A 21526-nucleotide genomic window follows, 5' to 3' on the forward strand; every position below is an offset into this window, starting at 1 on the left:
GGCCCCCAGCCTAGGAGTGTCCTCGGGTTACTCACGAGTTCGACGACGGGCCGCGGATGCGCAGCGTGTGCGCACCCGCGGCCCGTCGAGCGGATGCCGGCTGTCGTCACGGCACGACCTTGACCGACTTCTTGGTGCTCGTCTTCTGGTTGAGCTCCGTCGTGCTGACGAAACGCACGCTGAGCGCGACCGTCCCCCTCTTGGTGAACACCGGCAGGGCGATCTTGACCTTGCCCTTGTTGGCCGCCTGGAGCGACGTGGTCGCGATGACCTTGCCCGCGGCGTACACCCGCAGCTCACCGACGGGCACGACCTTGGTGCCGGCGACGCTGACCCAGGTCGTGAGCTTCACCACGGTCTTGTTGACCTTGGGCCTGGTCGTGCTGCGGATGAACGACACCGTGGGGGTGGCCTTCTTGACCGTGAGCTTGACGGCCTTGGCGGTGCCCGGCCGGTAGACCGTGTTCCCCGAGTACGTCACGGAGACCGTGTGGCTCGCCACCGACAGCAGCGTGCCCGGCAGCGTCACCGCGGCCTTGCCCTTGACGAGCTTCGCCGGCGCCAGCGCCGTGCCGTCGACCGAGACCGTGACGGTCCCCGTCGGGGTGGCCGCCTTCTTGGTGGGGGCCGGCACGGCCACGGTCGCCTTGACCGTCTTGCCGTACGTCGTGCTCGTCGTGCTCAGGGACAGCCCGACCTTGGCCGCGGTCCGCCCGGGGACCGTGACCGTCTTGAAGGCGGACTCGTTGCCGGCCTTGTCGAACGCCCTGACCTCGACCTTCGAGGCGTCATCACCCACCGCGAGCGGCCCGGACAGCGTCGCCCAGGCGCCACCGTTGATCCGTCGTTCGACCCGGTCGACCGTAGACGTCGCGTCGGTGGCCGTCACGGTCATCTTGCGGGTCGTCTTGTCGAACGTTGCCGACGAGATGACGGGCTTGACGGTGTCGACCTTGGCGGCGAGGGTCTTGGTCGCCCCCTTCTCGTCACCGTCGACGGTCCGGTAGCGCAGGGTCTGCGCGCCGTCCGGGACGTCGACCGGAGCCGTGTAGGCCTTCCAGGCCGTGCCGTCGAACGAGTACTCCAGGGTCGCCGAGGCGGCGCCGCTGGCCTTCGTCAGCGTGACCTTCGGTCGGGTGACGTACCACCCGGCCAGGCCGTCGGGCGAGTCCTTGGCGATCGACGCGGAGGCGATCAGCGCCGCCGGCACCGCCACGGTCCCGATCTCCGAGACGTTGCCGGCCTTGTCGACGGCGCGGAACTCGATCGAGCTCGCCTCGTCACCCATCGGGAGCGGATCGGTGTACGTCACCCACTCGCCGCCGGCGGTCCGACGCTCGATCCGGTCGATGCCGGAGGTCCCGTCGGTCGCCGTCGCCTTGACCGTGCGGGTCGACGTGTCGTACGTCGGCGTGACGACCGGGTTGACCGTGTCGACCGTGAGGTCCAGCGCGTGGGCGGGCTCCTTGTCGTCGCCGTCCACGGTCCGGTAGCGCAGGGTCTGCGTGCCGTCCGGGACGTCGATGGGTCCGGTGTACGCGGTCCAGGTGTCCCCGTCGAACGAGTACTCCTGCGTCGCCGAGGCGGCGCCGCTGACCTTCGTCAGGGTGACCGTCGGCCGGGACTTGTACCAACCCGCGGCACCGTCGGGCGCGGCCGCGGAGACCGAGGCCGAGGTGATCAGGGTCGCCGGGACCGCGACGGTCGCGGTCTCCGAGACGTTCCCGGCCTTGTCGGTCGCCCGGAAGTCGACCGTCGCGGCGTCGTCACCCAGCGTGATGGGCCCGGTGTGGGCCTCCCAGCTGCCGCCGTTGACGCGCTGCTCGATCGTGTCGACCGCGGCGCCGCTGTCCGTCGCGGACGCCTCGACCTTGCGGGTCGCCTTGTCGAACGTCGAGGTGACGACGGGCTTGACCGTGTCGACCTTGAGGTCGAGCGTGTTGGTCGCCTCCTTCTCGTCACCGTCGACGACCCGGTAGCTGACCTTCTCGGTGCCGTCCGGCACCGGGATCGGTGCGGCGTACGGCGTCCAGGTCGTGCCGTCGAGCGAGTACTCGATCGTCGAGGTCGGGGTGCCGCTGACCTTCGTCAGCGTCACCTGCGGCCGGGTGAAGTACCAGCCCGCGGAGCCGTCAGGCGCTCCCGGGGTGATCGACGCGATCGAGACCAGCGCCACCGGGACCGACAGCGGGACCGTCGCCGAGACGTTCCCCGCGGCGTCGGTGGCCCGGAACTCGAGCTCAGCGGCCTCGTTGCCCGCGACCACCGGAGCCGTCACGGGCTCCCACGCCTCGGTGCCGACGACCCGCTTCTCGATCGAGGCGACGCCGGACCCGTTGGTGTCGGTCGCCGTCGCGTCGATCTTGCGGGTGGCCTTGTCGAACGTCGGGGTGACGACCGGCAGGGAGGTGTCGACCTTGACGTCGAGGGTGCGGGTCTCCTCGACCAGGCTGCCGCTCGTGGAGCGGTAGCGCAGCGGTCCGGCGCCGTCCGGGACGCTGATCGGTGCGGTGTACGGCGTCCACGTGGTGCCGTCGAGGGAGTACTCCGTCTGGGACGTCGCGCTGCCCGCGTCGACCGACAGCGTCACGCTCGGGTGCGTCTTGTACCAACCACCGGCGCCGTCGGGGGCCGCCGGCAGGATCGTCGCAGAGGTCTTCGGGGTCGCGTCGGTGGTGGAGAGCGAGAAGTCGTCCACCACGAGCGTGCCGTTGGAGAACATGTTGAGCCCGAAGCTGATGCCGGTGTAGCCGGCCGGGATCGCCTCGGTCGTCCACGTCGCCTGGGTGTAGTTCGCCGCAGCGGCGAAGTACGGGCTCGAGGTCCAGTACGTCCACCCGCCGGCCGCGGTCCGCAGGTACACGTCGTACTGCGTCGGGGCCGTCGAGGTGTACCAGCCCCGCAGCACGTACGACTTGCCCGGCGTGGCCGCCGGGGCGCACGTGCCGAGGTCCAGCGAGGGCAGCAGCTTGGCGTCGCCGTCCTGGTAGTCGGTGACGGTGACGCGCCCGGCGCGCTGGCCGGTGCGTCCCGGCGTCACGGTGTCGAGCACCGCGGTGTTGACGCCGAAGCCGCCCTTCTGCCAGCACGAGGGCAGCCCGGTCGAGCTGAGGGTCTCCATCCCGGGGTTGTTGAGTCCGCTGCCGTCCTGGGTCGGGACCGGGTCCGGGACCGTGACGACGGGCTTGACGTCCCCGCCGATCACGTCGCCGACGGTCTTGACGGTCGTGTTGTTGGAGGCGGCGCGGAGCTGCAGCCAGTCGAGGAACTCGGTGAAGACCTGTTCGGTGACCGACAGCTCGCCGCAGACGGCGCCGCAGAAGTTGTGGAACGTCAGCTGCACCCAGCCGCCGCCGGAGGATTCGGCGTTGGTCACCGAGTCCTGGAGGTCCTGCAGGGTCCACGTGCTGTCGACCTGGTCGACGGCCTTGGTCTCGTACGGCGCGGAGGGCGTGAACGACTCGGCGTACCCGCAGTCGTCGCAGCCGAAGCGGGACTTGATGTCGCCGAGGTTGCGGCCGCTGTTGTAGCCGCAGTCCCGGACCATCTCGTCGATCGCGGTCGTGGTCTCGGCGAACGGGTACGCGAAGCTGCGCACGGCGTAGCCCCACTCCGTCAGGTTGGCGCGGTCGAGGCAGATCTGCCGCTTGGCCTCGTCGGCCGGCAGGGAGGGCAGGCTCGTGTGGTTGAGCGTGTGGCCGCCGATCTCGTGACCATCGGCGGCGAGCGAGGCGACGTTCGCCTTGGTCAGGTAGCCGGCCATGCCGACCGTGCCGGAGTTGATGTAGAACGTCCCCGCCATGTTGTGCGCCTTCATGATGTCGGCGGCCGGCATCTGGTCGGCGTTGCCGTCGTCCCACGTCAGGCTCACGACGGTGGGTGGGTCGTCCGCCGCGGCGCCGGCCGGTGAGACCACGACCAGTGGCGCGAGGGCGAGAACGATGGCGGTCCACCACGCGATCCGGATCCGGCTGCGGCGACTGGGCCGGTGGCTGACACTTGACGATGCTGTTGACGTGCTCACGTTCCACTCCCCTAGGCGGACCCACGCCCGCGGTGGATCGACAAGGCCAGCATTCGGAGTCCGCAGCACGACCCGTGGTCGATTGCGTCAGCCATGTGGTCACTTGCACCGCGGCCCTGCGGGATCCCGCAGGGTCCGCAACGGGGGTGGCGGGGCGGCCCGGCAGGAGGCCGCGCGAGCCCCGCACATTCTTTTTTCGGGGTCCGACCCATCCACCGGGGGCGGGGTGACGAAGCAGGAGTGTGACCACGACCGCATCAGCACCCCGCACCGAGGCGCCCTGGTGGACCGGCGCCATCGCCGGCTTCCTGGCCGCCGCGTCGGGCGTCGCCGTGGGCACGGGCGTCGCGGCCCTCCTGCAGGGCGTCCCGTCACCGATCGAGTCGGTCGGCAACCGGGCGATCGACTACGCGCCGCCGTTCCTCAAGGAATTCGCGGTCAAGCAGTTCGGGACGGCGGACAAGCCGATCCTCATCGGGAGCGTCGTCGCAGCCCTGGCGCTGCTGGCGATCGTCGCCGGCGTCCTGGGTCGTCGTCGACCGCGGGTCGCGGTCGGCCTCGTCGCGCTGATCGGCGCCGTCGCGGTGCTGTGCGCCGCAATCGACCGCACCACGACCGCGAGCCGCGGGTTGACCCTCGTCCCGTCGATCCTCACGGTCGTCGTCAGCCTGGGCGCGCTGCTGCTCCTGCTCGCCAACCTCCGGGAGCGTGAGGCCGCAGCCGCCGCACACCCCCTCGGCCTGGGCCGCCGCGGCTTCCTCAAGGCGGCGGTCGGCGTCTCGGCGCTCGTCGTGGTCGGCGGCGTCGTCGGCCGGGCGTTCGGCACCGCCGCGGCGGCCGCCTCCCGTGCCGGCATCCGCCTGCCGGGTGCCGCGAGTCCCGCCCCCGCCGTCCCGTCCGGGGCGCAGGTCGACGTCAAGGGCGTCAGCGAGTTGGTGACCCCCAACCGCGACTTCTACCGGGTCGACACCGCTCTGCGCATCCCCGACGTGCCGGCCGAGGGCTGGAACCTGCGGATCCACGGCATGGTCGACCGCGAGCTCAACCTGTCCTACCGCGATCTCATGCAGATGTCGCTCGAGGAGCACCGGGTCACCCTGACCTGCGTCTCCAACGAGGTCGGCGGACCGTACGTCGGCAACGCCCTGTGGCTCGGCGTGCGTACCGCGACGCTGCTGGAGATGGCCGGCGTGCAGCCCGGCGCCGACGCGATCAAGTCCACCAGCGCCGACCGCTGGACCGCCGGCAGCCCGCTCGAGACCGTGACGGACGACCGCAACGCGATGGTCGCGATCGGGATGAACGGCGAGCCCCTCCCGCTGGCCCACGGCTTCCCGGCGCGGCTCGTGATCCCCGGCCTGTACGGCTTCGTGTCCGCCACCAAGTGGCTGACCGACATCGAGGTCACGCGGTTCGCGGACTTCAAGGGCTACTGGACGACGCGGGACTACACGGCGCTCGCGCCCATCAAGTTCTCGTCCCGGATCGACGTCCCGACGTCTTTCCAGGCGTTCCCCCAGGACCGGGTCCGCTTCGGCGGCGTCGCCTGGGCGCAGACCGTCGGCATCGCCAAGGTCGAGGTCAGCCTCGACAAGGGCGACTGGGTCGAGGCGGACCTCGCCCCCGAGGACACCGTCGAGACCTGGCGGCAGTGGAGCTACGAGTGGCGCGACGCCACCCCCGGCAACCACCAGCTCACGATCCGCGCCACCGACAAGGACGGCACGACACAGACTTCCGAGCGGGCACGCATTCGCCCGAACGGGACGACCGGCTGGCACAGCGTCCAGTTTCGCGTCGAGTAGCACGACACCCACCCACAAGGAGAAATTCAATGCGTACTTCCACCAAGAGCTTCGCCGTCGCGGCGGTCGCGTCGCTGTCCCTGTTCACGGCTGCGTGTGGCTCGAGCGACAGCGAGGGCGCCTCGGCCCCCGCCGAGGAGACCTCCTCGGCCGCACCCATGGACGACCCGGCCGCCGACCTCGTCGGCCCGGGCTGCGCCGACTACGCCAAGGCCGTCCCCGACGGCAAGGGCTCGGTCAGCGGCATGTCGAAGGACCCGGTCGCCACGGCTGCCAGCAACAACCCGCTGCTCAAGACCCTCGTCGCGGCCGTCAGTGGCAAGCTCAACCCCGACGTCGACCTGGTCGACACGCTCAACGGTGACGAGTTCACGGTCTTCGCGCCGGTCGACGAGGCCTTCGCCAAGCTGCCTGCCAAGACCGTCAAGGCCGTCTCGGAGGAGAAGGGCGGCGCCACGCTGTCCAGCATCCTGACCTACCACGTCATCCCCGGCCAGATCGCGCCCGCCGACATCGACGGCTCGTTCAAGACCGTCAACGGCGAGGAGCTCACGGTCTCCGGCTCGGGCGACTCGATCGACGTCGGCGACGGCCAGGCCACGGTCATCTGTGGTGGCGTCAAGACCGCCAACGCCACGGTCTACCTGATCGACTCGGTCCTCATGCCGCCCGCGGCCAAGTAGTTCAACACCCACGACCGGCGGGTCGGCCACCTCTGCGGATGGTCGGCCCGCCTCGTGCTGTCCCGGCCCGGCTAGGCTCCGGGGATGGGATCGATCCACCTCATCCGGCACGGCCAGGCCTCGTGGGGGGCGGCGGACTACGACCAGCTGTCCGAGCTCGGCGTCCGTCAGTCCACGGCGCTCGGCACGTCGTGGGAGGCGTCCGGCTGGTCCCCGACCGAGGCGGTCGCCGGGGGGATGAAGCGACACGCCCAGACCGCGATCGCCACGATCGACGCGTGCGGGGAGGGTGACGGCTACGACGTCGATGCCGGCTGGGACGAGTACGACCACGTCGCGCTCGCCCGGGCGCACGACCCCGACGCGGTGCACGTCGACGCCAAGGCGTTCCAGGTCGTGCTCAACGGCGCGATCGACGGATGGATGGCCGGTGACCACGCCGACGGCGAGACGTACGTGGACTTCCGGGACCGGGTCCGCGCGGCGTTCGACGCGGTGGCCAAGCGGGCGACCTCCGGGCGTACCGTCGCGGTCTTCACGTCCGGCGGGCCCGTCGCGCAGGTCGTGTCGCACCTGCTGGCCGGTGACGACTCGCTGTTCCAGCGGCTCAACGACGTCGTGGTCAACGCCGGCGTCACGACCGTCATCGTCGGGCAGTCGGGGCCTCGCCTGCTGGCGTTCAACGAGCACGTCCACCTGCCGCGGGACATGGTGACGTTCCGCTAGGTCAACGGGTCTCGCGGTTCGGATACCGGTAGTATCCGAACGGTGAAGATCGCCCCGCAGTCCCGCGTCCTGGTCACCGGAGCAGCCTCCGGCCTCGGGCTGGCCCTCGTCCACCGACTCGTCGAGCGTGGGTGCCGGGTGCTCGCGACCGACGTGCACGCCGACCGACCGTCCTCGCTCGCCGCGCTCGACGTCACCTACCGGACGCTCGACGTCACGCGGGACGTCGACTGGGCGACGGCGCACGACTGGGTCGTCGGGGAGTGGGACGGGCTCGACCACCTGTTCAACAACGCCGGCGTCGCCGCGGGCGGTCGCATCGAGCTGTCCGAGCTGGACCAGTGGCAGTGGATCGTCGACATCAACCTGCTCGGCGTCGTGCGCGGCTGCCGGACGTTCACCCCGATGCTGAAGGCGCAGGGCAGCGGCCACATCGTCAACACGGCATCCGCCGCGGGACTGGTCCACCCGGCCCGGATGAGCGAGTACAACGCGGTCAAGGCCGCGGTGGTAGCGCTCAGCGAGACGCTGTTCCACGAGCTCAAGCCGTACGGCGTGGACGTCTCGGTCGTGTGTCCGACGTTCTTCCGGACCAACCTGACCGAGTCGCTGCGCGGCAAGGACGAGGCGTCGCAGCGGATGGCCGCCAAGCTCATCGACCGTTCGCCGGTCTCGGCCGACGACATCGCGGCGGTCGTGCTGGCCGGTGTCGAGAAGGGCCGGCACCTGATCCTGACCGACCGGAACGGCAAGGTGGCCTACGCCGCGAAGCGTTTCGCCCGCCCGCTCTACTACCGGATGATGGCCAAGGCCTCGACCAGAATGTCCAAGGGAGACTGACATGCGCAAGAACGTCCTCATCACCGGCGCGAGCTCGGGGCTCGGCGCCGGCATGGCCCGCATCCTCGCCGCGAAGGGTCACCACCTCGCACTGACCGCCCGCCGGGTCGACCGGCTCGAGGCGCTGCGCTACGAGCTGCTCGCGGCCCACCCCGACATCGAGGTCGCGGTCCACGCCCTGGACGTCAACGACCACGACGCGGTGTTCCGGGTCTTCAAGCAGGCGATCGCCGACCTCGGTGGTCTCGACCGGGTCATCGTCAATGCGGGACTCGGCAAGGGGGGCCGGATCGGCACCGGCAAGTTCCAGGCCAACAAGGAGACCGCCGAGACCAACTTCATCGCAGCGCTGGCGCAGTGCGAGGCCGCGATGGAGCACTTCTACGAGCGCAAGGCCGGTCACCTCGTCGTGATCTCCTCGATGTCGGCGATGCGCGGGATGCCGTCGTCCATGACGACGTACGCCGCAACGAAGGCCGGCATCGCGATGATCGCGGAGGGCATCCGCTCGGACCTGATCGGGCGCAAGGGTGTCGACATCAAGGTCACGACGCTCTACCCCGGTTACATCGCCTCGGAAATGAACGAGGGAGTCCAGCAGGAGACCCGGATGATGGTGGACACCGAGACCGGCTGCCGGGCGCTGGTGAAGAAGATCGAGGCCGAGGTCGTCGACGCCGCCGTGCCGTCCTGGCCGTGGGCGCCGATCGGCCAGGTCATGAAGCACGCGCCGCTCGGCATCGTCCGCCGCATGGTCTGACCCCCACCCCTGGTGACGCGTGGGTTGCGCCCAGTGACGCGTGGGTTAGGGACAGTGACGCGCGGGTTGCGCCGGGCGCAACCCACTCCCCACCGGGCGTAACCCACTCCTCAGCGGGTGCAACCCACTCCTCAGCGGGTGCAACCCACGCGTCAGCGGGGGAGGTCGATGCGCAGGAAGCGGGGGCGGTAGAGGAACGGGTTGTCGTCGATCTTGCCGACGTCGGTGTTGTTCTGGCTGAACGAGACGACGACGGTGCCCTGCTTGGGCAGCAGGTCGGGGTGCGCCAGCGGCATGTAGCGCAGCGTCCCGGTCTCCTGGTCGGACGGGATCTTCGCGACGACGGGGCCGGCGACGAACGGTCCCGTGGGTCCCGGTGACGACCACACCACGAGGTCCGAGCCGAGGAACTCGTCGCGCTTGCTGACGGCATACCACCGGCCGCGCTGCTCGAAGACGCTGAGCGTCTGGGAGACGCCGCCCTGGGCCGGGATCAGCGTCGCCGCCCGGGCCGCCTGGGACTGCCAGGTGCTCCCGTCCCAGAAGCGCCAGCGCCTCGGGTCGAGGATGTCGTCGGGGCGGACCCGGGCCACCTCCAGGGAGAAGCCGAAGACGAGGTCCTCGCCGGGGGTCGCAGTGCCGTAGACGTACACCCAGCCGTCCTCGACCGTCGTCGCCGCACCCCACGTCGTCCGACCGGGATCCTCCGAGTCCGGGCCGATGTCCTTGACCTGCAGCAGCTGCGGGGTCTCGCCGCGGCGGACGATGAACAGGGCGATCGCCGGGCCGAGGTTCTCGAAGGCGGCGGCACCGTCGGGCTGGGCGGCCCCGCGCACCCGCTGTGACGCGACCCCGACGAGGTCGTAGCCCTTCTTCTCGACCTTTGCGATCGACATCGGCCAGTATCCGACCCCGTCGTCACGGTCGGGGATGAGGGCGCCGTGATCGGCCGGCAGCACGATGTCGGCACAGCGGTCGGTGAACACCAGCATCGAGTTGCGGACGAACCGCTGCCCCGCGAACGAGGCCGCTCGAAGCGTGTCGCCGAAGACCCACAGGCGCCGGCCGTCCTGCAGCGTGACATCGGCACCGACGTCCGCGCCCTGGAAGCCGGCGTCCCCGCGCAGCTTGGAAGTCAGCGTGTTGAGATCGCCCACCGAGGTCAGCGGGGTGATCGGCAGGCACTGCGTCTCGGAGGCCCGCGGGACGTCGGCGACCGACGGATCCCGGGGCGGGGACGCGAGCGAGATCGCGGTGAACATCACCGCCGCGGCGGGCAAGGTCACGAGCGCGACGCGCCACCGCCACGGCACGCGCTGGATGCTCATGCGGCCCACGCTTCCACACCCGCGTAGGTTCGGTGCCCATGAGGGGACGCCAGCTCACCGCAGCCGTGCTGCTGGGCCTGCTGCAGCTGGTCGTCGTCGTGACGCTCGCGCTGGACGGCCCTGACGACGACACGCACGCCGCACCGGTCAGCGTCGTCGCCCCACCCGTCGTCGGCACGACGGTCGTCGACCGGGTCAACGCCCTGCCGGGGCGACCCGTCGACGCGGTCGCGCTCTCGTCGCGGACCGTCGCGCTCGAGCGCGTCCGCACGGGACGCAGCGTCGCGGCGATCGTCGTCGACCTGCGCCGCGACACCGACACGGTGTACGTCGCGGGGGCCAACGGCACGCGGCTCAACCGGGTCGTGCGGCGCCAGATCGCCGCGGTGGAGGCCTCGTACGGACGGACCGTGCGGGTCCGGGACCTGGTGCCGGCGCGCAGCGGCGACGGGGACCGCCGGTACGTCTACGCGCTCACCGGGCTCGGCCTGCTGGTCGGCCTGCTGTCGGCGGTCGTCATCACGTGGCACCAGGGCCCGCGGGCGCCGACGCTGGCCCGCGGCGTCCGGCGGCTCCTGGTCAACACCGCGGTGGCCGTCGTGGCCGGTGGGGTGATGGCAGCGGCGGCGGCCGGCTACTACGACGCGCCCTTCGCGCTCTGGTGGCTGGTCACCGGGCTGACGGTGCTGGCCGGCGCGACGACGATGCTGGCGCTCGAGAGCCTGTTCGGGGTCTACGGCATCGGCGTCGCGACGACCGTGCTGGTCCTGGCGGCAGCCCCGCTGGTGACCCTGGTGCACCCGCTTCTCCTCCCCGAGCCGTGGGCCTCGATCACGCCGTGGATGCCGCACGGGGCGGCGTTGATCGCCGGGACGAACGTGGCGTACTTCGGTGGCGAGCAGCTGCTCCGCCCCGTGCTGGTGCTGGTCGTGTGGTCGGCCATCTCGGTCATGACGAACGTCGTCGCCCGCCGTGAGCTCCAGCGGGACGCCGCCACCACCCCGACCACGCCCACCGCTGACGGGTCACTTCCTACCCACTGACGGGTCACCGGTCGCCGGCGTGACGGCATTGCGCCAGCGGCTGACGACCGGGGCGCTGGACCCCATGAGGACCGCGGCGCGGTCGACCGGCTCGACGAGCGTCGCCCGCACGTCGGGGGCGATGCGATAGGGGCGGTGGCCGATGACGGACCCCATGACCTTGCGGAGGCGGGACACCTCGGCACGTACGGTCACGGTCCGGGCCGGGTCCCCGAACAGGTCCTCCGCCAGCTCGGACGCCGACCGGCCCCGGGGGTGGAGCAGAAGGGCCAGCAGGATCTCGCCGTGCCGGGGCGAGAGGTCGTGGGTCCACCGGACCCCCGCGGCGTACAGCGTGACGGTCGGGGCGCCGGCCGACAGGTCCAACGTGACCTCGGTCGGGAATTCCGCCGCGTTGTCGTCGACGAGCCGCAGCAGCCAGCCGCCCGGAAGCGGCTCGGACGAGACGAGGCCGAAGCCGGCGACCCAGGCGTCCCCGCCGATGAAGCCCGCCGGCAGGGCGACCCGGTCCGGTGGCACGAATCCCGTGGCGGCGGCCGTCGTGCCCTCCGCCGACACGACCAGCGCGCGGCCGCCGAGGCGGGCCAGGACCGGGGCCGCGATCGACCGCAGGGCCTGCAGGCGCTCCTGCGCCGCCGACCGGATCTCGAGCTCGGCCAGGCGGGCGGCGAGGGTCACCATCGACAACGTGCCGGCGTGCACCGTGTGCGCCGGCCCGCTCAGGTCGACGACGCCCAGGACGCGCCCGGTCGCCGGGTCGCGCAGCGGTGCGGCGGCGCACGTCCATGGTGTGTGCGACTCGGCGAAGTGCTCGGCGGCATGGATGTGCACCGGCGCCTCGGTCACCAGGGTCGTGCCGATCGCGTTGGTCCCGACGTTGCCCTCGGTCCACGCCGACCCGCCGACGAAGCCCAGCCGGTCGGCGTGCCGCAGCACCCCGGGCTGGCCCTCGCGCCACAGGACCCGGCCCTCGGTGTCGGCCACGACCATGAGCTGTCCCGTCGCCTCGCACGCTGGGAGCAGGTGCTGCCGCAGCAGCGGCATCAGCGGACGGAGCCCGCTGACCTCGCGCCGGCGGAGCAGCTCGTCACTGGCCAGCGGGGCGATCTCGGGTGCCCCGGCCGGGCTCATGCCCTGCGCGCGCATGCGCCGCCACGAGGCCCGGATCACCGAGCGGATCGGGCCCGAGGGGCGCTGGTCCTCCAGCACGGCCTCCCGGGTCGCGTGGGTCGCCCGGGTCCGGTCGTTCCCGTCGTACGGGGCCTGTCGGTCGGCGGACATGTCTCATCGTGCGGGCGCCGCGGTTGCGGTCCCGTTGCAACCTCCTGCAACTCTGTCGCCGCCCGGACAGGTGCGATGTGCTGTGGATCACACCCGAGGAACGGAGAGAGTCGACCATGACTCAGACCATCGAGCGCGGAACCGCCGCGCGTACCCCGCAGGAGCGGGTCGACCACTGGCTCGCGACCTTCGAGCACGCGCTGGCGGCCCGAGACGTCGAGGCCGCGGCGGCGTTGTTCGCGATCGACAGCTATTGGCGCGACCTCGTCGCGTTCACGTGGAACATCGCCACGGTCGAGGGTCGGGACGGCGTGGCCGACCTGCTCGGCGAGCGGCTCGCCGACACCGATCCGACGCGGTTCGTGACGACCGAGACGCCGACCGAGGCCGACGGCGTCACCGAGGCGTGGATCGAGTTCGAGACCGCGACCGGCCGGGCCAAGGGGCACCTGCGCCTCAAGGGTGACGAGGCGTGGACCCTCTTGACGAGCCTGCGCGAGCTCAAGGGCCACGAGGAGAACCTCGGCGAGCGGCGTCCGCAGGGCGTCAGCCACGAGCTGTCCAAGGGGCGCTCGTCATGGAAGGAGGAGCGCGCCGCCGAGCAGGCCGACCTGGGCTACGGCACCCAGCCGTACGTCGTCGTGATCGGCGGTGGGCAGGGCGGCATCGCCCTCGGCGCGCGACTGCGTCAGCTGGGCGTGCCGGCGCTGGTCATCGACCGTCACGACCGGCCGGGTGACCAGTGGCGCTCGCGCTACAAGAGCCTGTGTCTGCACGACCCGGTCTGGTACGACCACCTGCCCTACCTGCCGTTCCCCAAGAACTGGCCGGTGTTCGCGCCGAAGGACAAGATCGGGGACTGGCTCGAGATGTACACCCGGGTCATGGAGGTGCCGTACTGGTCGCGCTCGACGGTCCGCGGGGCGACGTACGACGAGGCCGCCGGGGCCTGGAGCGTCACGGTCGACCGGGACGGCGAGTCGGTCGAGCTCCGGCCGACGCAGCTCGTGTTCGCGACCGGGATGTCGGGCAAGCCCAACCTGCCCGAGCTGCCCGGCATGGACGTGTTCAAGGGTGAGCAGCAGCACTCGAGCCAGCACCCGGGCCCCGAGGCGTACGCCGGCAAGAAGGTCGTCGTCATCGGGTCCAACAACTCGGCCTTCGACATCTGCGGCGCGCTGTGGGAGAACGACGCCGACGTGACGATGGTGCAGCGCTCGTCGACGCACATCGTGAAGTCCGCGTCGCTGATGGACATCGGCCTGGGTGACCTCTACTCCGAGCGGGCCGTCGAGTCGGGGGTCACGACCGACAAGGCCGACATGATCTTCGCGTCGCTGCCCTACCGGATCATGCACGAGTTCCAGATCCCGCTCTACCAGCAGATGGCCGAGCGGGACCGCGACTTCTACGAGCGACTCGAGGCGGCGGGCTTCGACCACGACTGGGGGGACGACGGGTCGGGCCTGTTCATGAAGTACCTGCGCCGCGGCTCGGGCTACTACATCGACGTCGGCGCCGCCGAGCTCGTCGCCGACGGGGAGGTCAAGCTCGCGCACGGCCAGGTCGACCACCTCACCGAGACCTCGGTCGTGCTCGCGGACGGCACGGAGCTCGAGGCGGACCTCGTGGTCTACGCGACGGGCTACGGCTCGATGAACGGCTGGATCGCCGACGTCATCGACCAGGAGACCGCCGACCGGGTCGGCAAGTGCTGGGGGCTCGGCTCGGACACGACCAAGGACCCCGGTCCGTGGGAGGGCGAGCAGCGCAACATGTGGAAGCCGACGCAGGTCGACAACCTGTGGATGCACGGTGGCAACCTGCACCAGTCACGGCACTACTCGCTCTACCTCGCGCTGCAGCTCAAGGCGCGCTACGAGGGCATCCCGACCCCGGTCTACGCCCAGCAGGAGGTCCACCACCTCTCCTGACCTCCGCCAGGCCCACCCCAAGGTGACGCGTGGGTTGCACCCGGTGAGGAGTGGGTTGCGCCCGGTGACGCGCGCACTACGTCGCTCCTCACCGGGCGCAACCCACGCGTCACCGGGGTGGGGGGTCAGGTGAGGAGGGTGCGGGCGAGGGTGCCGACCTGGTCGGACTCGACGAGGAAGCCGTCGTGGCCGTGGGGCGACGCGACGACCGCGAGCGGTCCGGAGCCGGCGATCCCGTCCGCGAGCTCCTGCTGCTGGTGCAGGGGATAGAGCCGGTCCGAGTCGATCCCCGCGACGACGGTACGCGCGGTGATCCGCGCGAGCGCCGCCTCGGTGCCGCCGCGGCCGCGGCCCACGTCGTGACTGCTCATCGCCGCGCTCAGCACGACGTACGAGTTGGCGTCGAAGCGGCTCACGAGCTTGGCCCCGTGGTGCTGGAGGTAGGACTCGACGGCGTAGCGGCCGTCGGGCTGGACCTCGCGGCCGAAGCGCTCGGCCAGCTCGGCCTCGCTGCGATAGCTGATGTGCGCGATGCGCCGGGCCAGGTCGAGTCCGGCCGACGGCCCCTGCGGCCCGTCGTAGTAGTCCCCGTCGAAGTACGCCGCGTCGGCGCGGATCGCGTCGATCTGCGTCGAGGTCAGCGCGATCTGGTCGGCGGACGCCGCCGCACAGGTCGCGAGCAGGAACAGCCGCTCGACCCGCTCGGGGTGCTCGATCGCCCACTCCAGGGCCCGCATCCCGCCCGCCGACCCGCCGATGACGCCCCGCCAGCGGGGGATGCCGAGCCGGTCGGCCAGGGCGACCTCGGCACGCACCTGGTCGCGCACCGTCAGGGCCGGGAACGACCCGCCCCACTGGAAGCCGTCGGGGTCCCGCGATGCGGGTCCGGTCGACCCCTGGCACCCGCCGAGGATGTTGGCGGCCACGACGAAGAACCGGTCGGTGTCGATCGCCTCGCCCGGCCCGACGACCGCGTCCCACCAGCCCGGCGTCGGGTGACCCGGCCCGGCCGGTCCGTGCACGTGGCTGTCACCCGTCAGGGCGTGCAGGACCAGGACCGCGTTGGAGCCGTCGTACGTCCCCCAGGTCTCGTAGGCCAGCTGGACGTCCGGCAGCGTCACGCCCGACTCGAGGACCAGGTCGCCGAGGTCCTCGAACGCCCGGGAACCGGCAGGATCCCCCTCCCGCCACGCACCCGTGACGAGAGAGGGATCGATGGCCGCGCTGAGTGTCACTTGGCCGCGCGGAGTCCGGCGTCGAGATCGGCGAGGATGTCGTCGATGTGCTCCAGGCCCACAGCGAGGCGCACGAGCCCGGGCGTCACGCCGGTCGCGGCGTGCTCCTCGGGCGTGCCCTGCGAGTGCGTCGTGCTGGCCGGGTGGATCGCGAGGCTGCGGACGTCACCGATGTTGGCGACGTGGCTGAACAGCTCGAGCGCGTCGATGAACGCCTTGCCGGCCTCGACCCCACCGGACAGCTCGAACGTCAGCACGGCTCCGGAGCCCTGGGGGACGTACTTGTCGGCGAGCGCCTTGTAGGGGCTGCTGTCGAGCGAGGCCCAGGTGACCTTCGCGACGTCCTCACGCGCCTCGAGCCACGCGGCCACCTTGCGGGTGTTCTCGACGTGGCGCTCGATGCGCAGGCTCAGTGTCTCGAGGCCCTGGGCCAGCAGGAACGCGCTGAACGGGCTGATCGCGGCCCCGATGTTGCGCAGGTACTGGACCCGCAGCTTGGCGATGAACGCGGCCGGTCCGAGCGCGTCGGCGAAGACCAGGCCGTGATAGCTGGCGTCGGGGGTCGTGAAGCCGGGGAACTTGTCGCCGTGCGCGGCGTAGTCGAACGTGCCGCCGTCGATGACGACGCCGGCGACCGTGGTGCCGTGTCCGCCGATGTACTTCGTCGCGGAGTGCACGACGGTGTCGACGCCGTGCTTCAGCGGGTTGAGCAGGAACGGCGTCGCGACGGTGTTGTCGACGATGAACGGCACGCCGACCTCCTTGGCGACCGTCGAGATGGCCTCGAGGTCCAGGATGTCGCCCTTGGGGTTGCCGATCGTCTCGCCGAAGAATGCCTTGGTGTTGTCCTGCGCGGCCGCGCGCCAGGCGTCGGGGTTGTTGCTGTCCTCGACGAAGGTCACGGTGATGCCGAGCTTGGGGAACGTGTGGCGCAGCAGGCTGTCGGTGCCGCCGTAGAGGCTCGCGGAGGCGACGATGTGGTCGCCGGCCTCGGCGACGTTCGTCAGGGCGCCGGTCGTGGCGGCCTGGCCGGAGGCGAACAGCAGCGCCCCGATGCCACCCTCGAGCGCGGCGAGGCGCTGCTCGACGGTGTCCTGCGTCGGGTTCATGATGCGGGTGTAGATGTTGCCGGGCTCGGCCAGGCTGAACAGGTCGGCAGCGTGCTGCGTGTCGCGGAACTGGTAGGACGTCGTCTGGTAGATCGGCAGCGCCCGGGCTCCGGTCGTCGGGTCGGGCACCTGACCCGCGTGGATCTGCTTGGTCTCGAATGACCAGTTGTCGCTCATGGTGTCTCCTGGGGTACGAAGGTCTGTGTCCCGAGCCTGCCAGCCTCCCGCAGATTGGGCACCCTGTCTCACCATGTGAGCGGGTCCGGAACCTCAGCCCATGAAGAACGGCTGGGCGGTGCTCTCCAGCACCGACAGCCACAGGTCGCCGTCGGGGGAGACGCTGTGCGACCCGGCCGTGACGAACGGGATCGGGACGTTGACGAAGCGGTGTCGCCGGCGCCCGACGACCATGTCGGTACGCCCGGCCATCGCGGCGTGGACCGCGGTCTGCGCCAGGCGGGCGCAGTAGACCGAGTCGGAGGCGTCGGCGGGGACCGACCGGATCGCGTAGCCGGGGTTGAAGTAGCGCATCGTGAGCGGCTGGGCGCGGTTGGCGAAGTCCTTGCCGATCTGCTCGCGCAGGAAGCCCGCGATGTCGCCGAGGACCGCGTTGCCGCTGGCGTCGGTACGATCGCTCGCCGGGATCAGGTCCTGGCCGGCGCCCTCCGCCAGGACGATGACGGCGCTGCCCTTCTCCGCGACGCGCGCGGCCAGCAGCGCCAGCAGGCCGTTGTCCCCGTCGAGTGAGAAGTCGACCTCCGGGATCAGGACGAAGTCGGCGTCGTGGTTGGCCAGCGCGGCGTAGCAGGCGATGAAGCCGGCGTGTCGGCCCATGACCTTGACGATCCCGACGCCGCCGACGGCCGCCTCGACCTCGACCCGCGCGGCCTTGATCGACTCGGCGGCCTTGGCGAACGCCGTCGAGAAGCCGAAGCTCTGCCCGATGTGCGGGATGTCGTTGTCGATCGTCTTGGGGACGCCGACGATCCCGATCGACAGCCCGCGGCGCTCGATCTCGGTGCCGATGTCGTGGGCGCCGCGCATCGAGCCGTCGCCGCCGATGACCATGAGGATGTCGATGCCGACCTCGACGAGCCGGTCCACGATCGCGACGGGGTCCTGCGCCCCGCGCGAGGAGCCCAGGATCGTGCCGCCGCGCTCGTTGATCCGAGAGACGTACTCCGGCGTCAGCGTCACGACGTCGTGGCCGTTGGCCTCGATCAGGCCGGCGTAGCCGTGCTGGAAGCCGACGACGTCGCGGACGCCGTAGTGCGTGTGCAGCTCCAGCACGATGGCCCGGATGACGTCGTTGAGGCCCGGGCAGAGCCCGCCGCACGTCACGACGCCGACCCGGGTCGTGGCGGGGTCGAAGAAGATCCGTCGCCGCGGTCCGCCCGCCTCGAACGTCGGCAGCTCGGCCAGCGGGACGCCGCGCGCCGCGATCAGCTCGAGCGTGTCGTCGTACAGGATCCGGTCGGTCTCGCCGACGTAGTACTCGTTGGTCTCGCGACCACCGACGTACAGGGCGAGGGGGCTGTCGAGCGTGCTCGCGCCGAGGGAGCGGACCTGGAGATCGTCGAGGGTGACCACCCGCCCCATGCTATCCGAGGGAATCCTCAGGTTTTGCCGGGCTTCCGGCCGGTTCTCAGGGCGTGATGACCAGGCACGTCGACGTCGCGGTCGCCAGCAGGCGCCCCTGTGCGTCCTTGATGTCGGCCTCGACGAACGCCGCCCGCGACCCGGGCTTGGTGACCCGGCCGGTCGCGACGACGCGGCCCGTGTCGCTCGAGATGCCGCGCAGGAAGCTCACGTTGAGGTCGAGCGAGGTGTACGCCGTGCCGACCGGCAGCGTCGTCTGCACCGCGCAGCCGCACACCGAGTCGAGCAGCGTCGCGAAGAAGCCGCCGTGGACCGAGCCGATGGGGTTGTAGTGCGACTCGTCCGGCACCGCGGCCATGACCGCGGTGCCGGTGGAGACCTCGACGATCTCGAGGTTGATGTGGCTCGCGATCGGCGGGGGCGGGATCGTGCCGTCGACCATGGCCTGGAGGTAGTCGAGCCCGCTCATGGTCAACGCCTGCAGCGCCTGCGGCCGGGGGTCGACCCACGTGATGGTCTTGCTCTGCTGCGTCAGCTCGGTCATGGCGGCCTCTTTCGGTGCGGATCCGGATACCGTAGCATCTAAGTCTGCCATCCAAACTCAGAGGTGACGCACGTGACCTGGTCCGACTATGACTCGACGAGCTGCTCCATCGCGCGCACGGCGCAGGTCCTGGGCGACCGCTGGGCGGTCCTCGTGGTCCGTGACCTGTTCAACGGCGTGCGTCGGTTCGACGCGCTGCAGGCCCACCTCGGCATCGCCCGGGACGTGCTGACCAAGCGGCTCGCGCTGCTGGTCGACGAGGGCCTGGCCGTGCGGCGGCCGGTCGCGGTGCCGGGCGAGCGCACCCGGCACGAGTACGTCCTGACGCCCGCCGGCCGCGACCTGCGGGTCGTCATGATCGCGCTGATGGACTGGGGCGACCGCCACCGCGCGGGCCAGGACGGCCCCCCGATGCAGATCCGGCACCGCGACTGCGGCGCCCCGGTCCACGCGCACCTGGTCTGCGACGAGGGCCACGAGATCGTGCCGGCGACCCGCACCGAGCTCGTGCCGCTGGACGGCGCCCGGCTCCGCAGCGCCTAGCGTCCCCGGGCGGTCGCTAGGCGTACACGTAGTCCTCGAGTGGGAACGACCGTGCCTCGCGGAACGCGTTGAGCGTCGAGGTCGGGCGCAGCAACGTGGCCTCGCCGTGCTGGTTGAAGTAGTAGCTCCGCGACGTCGCGCAGCTGCCCTGCACGAACACCGAGTCGGTCAGGTTGGCGGTCATCCGGTCCAAGAACGCGGTGTTGGCCCGCTCGGTGACCTCGAACGTCGTCGCGCCTCGCCGCGCGACCTCCGACAGCAGCCGGTCCATGTGCAGCATCTGCGACTCGATCGTCGTGAAGTAGGACAACCCGGAGTAGGAGTACGGGCTGTTGAGCGAGATGAAGTTGGGGAATCCCGGCACGGCGACGCCCTCGTACGCCTGGAAGCGGCGCTCGCGCCAGAACTTCCCGAGGTCGACCCCGCCGCGCCCGATGACCTCGAACGCCGGGAAGTTGGTGTCCCACAGGTTGAACCCCGTCGCCAGCACCAGGGTGTCGATCTCGGTCCGACCGCCGTCGGTCGTGACGATCGCGTCGGGCTCGATCCTGGCGATGGGGGTCGTCTCGAGACGCACGTGGGGCCGGTTGAAGGTCGGGAAGTACGTGTTGGAGAACGTCGGCCGCTTGCAGCCGAACGAGTAGTCCGGCGTCAGCTGCTCCCGGGTCGCGGGATCGTCGACCTGGCGGCGCAGGTGGCGCAGCGCGAGCTTCTCGACGCCGCGGTTGAGCGCCTTGGCCCGGCGATAGCGCAGCACGCCGCTGACCATGATCGCCTCGAGGATCCCCGACCCGACGGTTCGGACGAGGCGCTGCGTCAGGGGCGCACGGGCGTACAGCCGCTGCAGCCACCGCGGGACCGCACCGTCCTGCTTGGGCGTGACCCAGATGGCGGTGCGCTGGAACACCGTGAGCGCGGCCAGCCGTGGCGCGATCTCGGGGATCAGCTGCACCGCGGTCGCGCCCGTGCCGATCACCGCGGCCCGGCGCCCGTCGAGGTCGAGGTCGTCGTCCCACTGCGTCGTGTGCACGACCGCGCCGGCGAACGACTCGATCCCCTCGATGTCCGGCAGCCGGGGCTGAGACAGGAAGCCCGTCGCGGTCAGCAGGAGCCGGGCGTGGACCCGCTCGCCGCCGGCGATGCCGACGGACCAGTGGCTGCGGTCCTCGTCCCACACGGCGCCCTCGACGACGGTGTCGAAGCGCATGTGGCGGCGGACGTCGTACTTGTGCGCGACGTGGGCCGCGTACTGCTTGAGCTCGGCGCCCGGCGCGTAGAGGCGGGACCAGTACGGATTGGGCTCGAACGAGTACGAGTACGTCGACGACGGGATGTCGACCGCCAGGCCGGGGTAGCGGTTGACGTGCCACGTGCCGCCGAGGTCCGACTCGCGCTCGAGGATCAGCAGGTCGTGCAGGCCGAGGCGGTGCAGCTGGATCGCGGCGCCGATGCCGCCGAAGCCTGCACCGACGATCACGGCGTCGTGGACGGTCCCGGGCATGGGCGCTCCTTGTTCAGATAATGTGACTATCTGAACAATAGCCGACCTTCGGGCAGGATGACGGCATGACGCTCGAGATCACGGTCCGCGGCACGGCCGAGCAGCACCACCCGGCGGAGCGCGCGACCGTGACGCTGGCGGCCGCGATCGAGGGCTCCGACAAGCGCCAGGTGTTCACCGACGCCGTGGCGATCCAGGAGCCCCTGGCCGGCCAGCTCAAGGACCTCGTGGGGCTGCAGGCGGTGCAGACCTGGTCGAGCGACCAGGTGCGTGTCTTCAGTCACCGGCCGTGGGTCGGCGACGGCGAGCGCGGCGACATGGTCCACGTCGCTCGCGTGCAGGTCCGTGCCGAGTTCACCGACTTCGAGCGGCTCAGCGGCTTCCTCGACTACTGGTCGGGGATCGAGGGCGTCGAGATCGGCGGCATCGGCTGGGACGTCACGACCAAGAACCGGCGCAGCTACGAGGCCGAGGTGCGCAAGGCCGCCGTCGACGACGCCGTCGCCAAGGCGCAGTCGTACGCCAACGCGGTCCGCCGCGGCAAGGTCACGGCGGTCCAGCTCGCCGACCC

General features: G+C 71.0%; 17 protein-coding genes. 9 read left to right on the plus strand and 8 right to left on the minus strand.

The features are described 5' to 3' along the window. Window positions 1-106 precede the first annotated feature (106 nt). Complete coding sequence (locus JWQ91_RS13430) at window positions 107-4024, minus strand: polysaccharide deacetylase family protein (protein WP_297785005.1); 3918 nt, start codon at window positions 4022-4024, stop codon at window positions 107-109. Between the two features lie 242 nt (window positions 4025-4266). Here JWQ91_RS13430 and JWQ91_RS13435 point away from each other — a divergent pair, with 242 nt between their 5' ends. From JWQ91_RS13435 to JWQ91_RS13455, 5 genes are all read left to right on the plus strand, one after another. Beyond that, a complete protein-coding gene (locus JWQ91_RS13435) occupies window positions 4267-5829 on the plus strand; it encodes a molybdopterin-dependent oxidoreductase (protein ID WP_297785007.1) in 1563 nt (520 codons plus the stop codon). 29 nt (window positions 5830-5858) lie between these two features. After that, window positions 5859-6512, plus strand: a complete 654-nt coding sequence (locus tag JWQ91_RS13440) for a fasciclin domain-containing protein (RefSeq protein ID WP_297785010.1) — start codon at window positions 5859-5861, stop codon at window positions 6510-6512. Window positions 6513-6596: 84 nt separating this feature from the next. After that, window positions 6597-7238, plus strand: a complete 642-nt coding sequence (locus JWQ91_RS13445) for a histidine phosphatase family protein (RefSeq protein WP_297785013.1) — start codon at window positions 6597-6599, stop codon at window positions 7236-7238. 42 nt (window positions 7239-7280) lie between these two features. Continuing rightward, entirely contained in the window at window positions 7281-8078 is a 798-nt protein-coding gene (locus JWQ91_RS13450) for an SDR family NAD(P)-dependent oxidoreductase (protein WP_297785016.1), read from the plus strand. 1 nt (window position 8079) lies between these two features. Next, window positions 8080-8838, plus strand: a complete 759-nt coding sequence (locus JWQ91_RS13455; protein WP_297785019.1) for an SDR family oxidoreductase — start codon at window positions 8080-8082, stop codon at window positions 8836-8838. Window positions 8839-8990: 152 nt separating this feature from the next. Here JWQ91_RS13455 and JWQ91_RS13460 read toward each other — a convergent pair whose 3' ends face one another. Next, on the minus strand, window positions 8991-10166 hold the full coding sequence (locus JWQ91_RS13460) for a DUF4185 domain-containing protein (protein WP_297785022.1): 1176 nt from the start codon (window positions 10164-10166) through the stop codon (window positions 8991-8993). A gap of 38 nt (window positions 10167-10204) precedes the next feature. On the opposite strand from JWQ91_RS13460, the gene JWQ91_RS13465 reads away from it, so the two are divergent. Continuing rightward, window positions 10205-11209: a hypothetical protein gene (locus JWQ91_RS13465; RefSeq protein WP_297785025.1), complete on the plus strand. Its 1005-nt coding sequence runs from the start codon at window positions 10205-10207 to the stop codon at window positions 11207-11209. Here JWQ91_RS13465 and JWQ91_RS13470 read toward each other — a convergent pair. Continuing rightward, window positions 11192-12490 carry a helix-turn-helix domain-containing protein gene (locus tag JWQ91_RS13470; protein WP_297785028.1) on the minus strand — a complete coding sequence of 433 codons (1299 nt, stop codon included), beginning with the start codon at window positions 12488-12490 and terminating at the stop codon, window positions 11192-11194. The genes JWQ91_RS13465 and JWQ91_RS13470 overlap by 18 nt on opposite strands. Window positions 12491-12606: 116 nt before the next feature. Here JWQ91_RS13470 and JWQ91_RS13475 point away from each other — a divergent pair, with 116 nt between their 5' ends. After that, entirely contained in the window at window positions 12607-14424 is a 1818-nt protein-coding gene (locus JWQ91_RS13475; RefSeq protein ID WP_297785031.1) for an NAD(P)/FAD-dependent oxidoreductase, read from the plus strand. Between the two features lie 125 nt (window positions 14425-14549). Here the strand turns inward: JWQ91_RS13475 and JWQ91_RS13480 are convergent, their stop codons facing one another. From JWQ91_RS13480 to JWQ91_RS13495, 4 genes are all read right to left on the minus strand, one after another. Then, window positions 14550-15659 (minus strand): homoserine O-acetyltransferase, encoded by a 1110-nt coding sequence (locus tag JWQ91_RS13480; RefSeq protein ID WP_297785034.1) that lies wholly within the window; start codon window positions 15657-15659, stop codon window positions 14550-14552. Then, entirely contained in the window at window positions 15656-16945 is a 1290-nt protein-coding gene (locus tag JWQ91_RS13485) for a bifunctional o-acetylhomoserine/o-acetylserine sulfhydrylase (protein ID WP_297785037.1), read from the minus strand. Before JWQ91_RS13485 ends, JWQ91_RS13480 begins: the two co-directional genes overlap by 4 nt. Before the next feature lie 93 nt (window positions 16946-17038). Beyond that, window positions 17039-18358: an ATP-dependent 6-phosphofructokinase gene (locus tag JWQ91_RS13490; protein WP_297785040.1), complete on the minus strand. Its 1320-nt coding sequence runs from the start codon at window positions 18356-18358 to the stop codon at window positions 17039-17041. 55 nt (window positions 18359-18413) lie between these two features. Next, window positions 18414-18962: a PaaI family thioesterase gene (locus JWQ91_RS13495; protein WP_366521387.1), complete on the minus strand. Its 549-nt coding sequence runs from the start codon at window positions 18960-18962 to the stop codon at window positions 18414-18416. 21 nt (window positions 18963-18983) lie between these two features. Between JWQ91_RS13495 and JWQ91_RS13500 the strand changes: the two genes are divergently transcribed. Then, on the plus strand, window positions 18984-19454 hold the full coding sequence (locus JWQ91_RS13500) for a helix-turn-helix domain-containing protein (protein ID WP_297785046.1): 471 nt from the start codon (window positions 18984-18986) through the stop codon (window positions 19452-19454). A 16-nt stretch (window positions 19455-19470) separates the two neighbouring features. Here JWQ91_RS13500 and JWQ91_RS13505 read toward each other — a convergent pair whose 3' ends face one another. Beyond that, on the minus strand, window positions 19471-20955 hold the full coding sequence (locus JWQ91_RS13505; RefSeq protein ID WP_297785049.1) for an NAD(P)/FAD-dependent oxidoreductase: 1485 nt from the start codon (window positions 20953-20955) through the stop codon (window positions 19471-19473). A gap of 65 nt (window positions 20956-21020) precedes the next feature. On the opposite strand from JWQ91_RS13505, the gene JWQ91_RS13510 reads away from it, so the two are divergent. Then, the coding region (locus tag JWQ91_RS13510; protein ID WP_297785053.1) for an SIMPL domain-containing protein at window positions 21021-21526 on the plus strand (506 nt) is incomplete at its 3' end.

This window comes from Aeromicrobium sp. (genome assembly GCF_025965075.1).
GTDB lineage: Bacteria > Actinomycetota > Actinomycetes > Propionibacteriales > Nocardioidaceae > Aeromicrobium.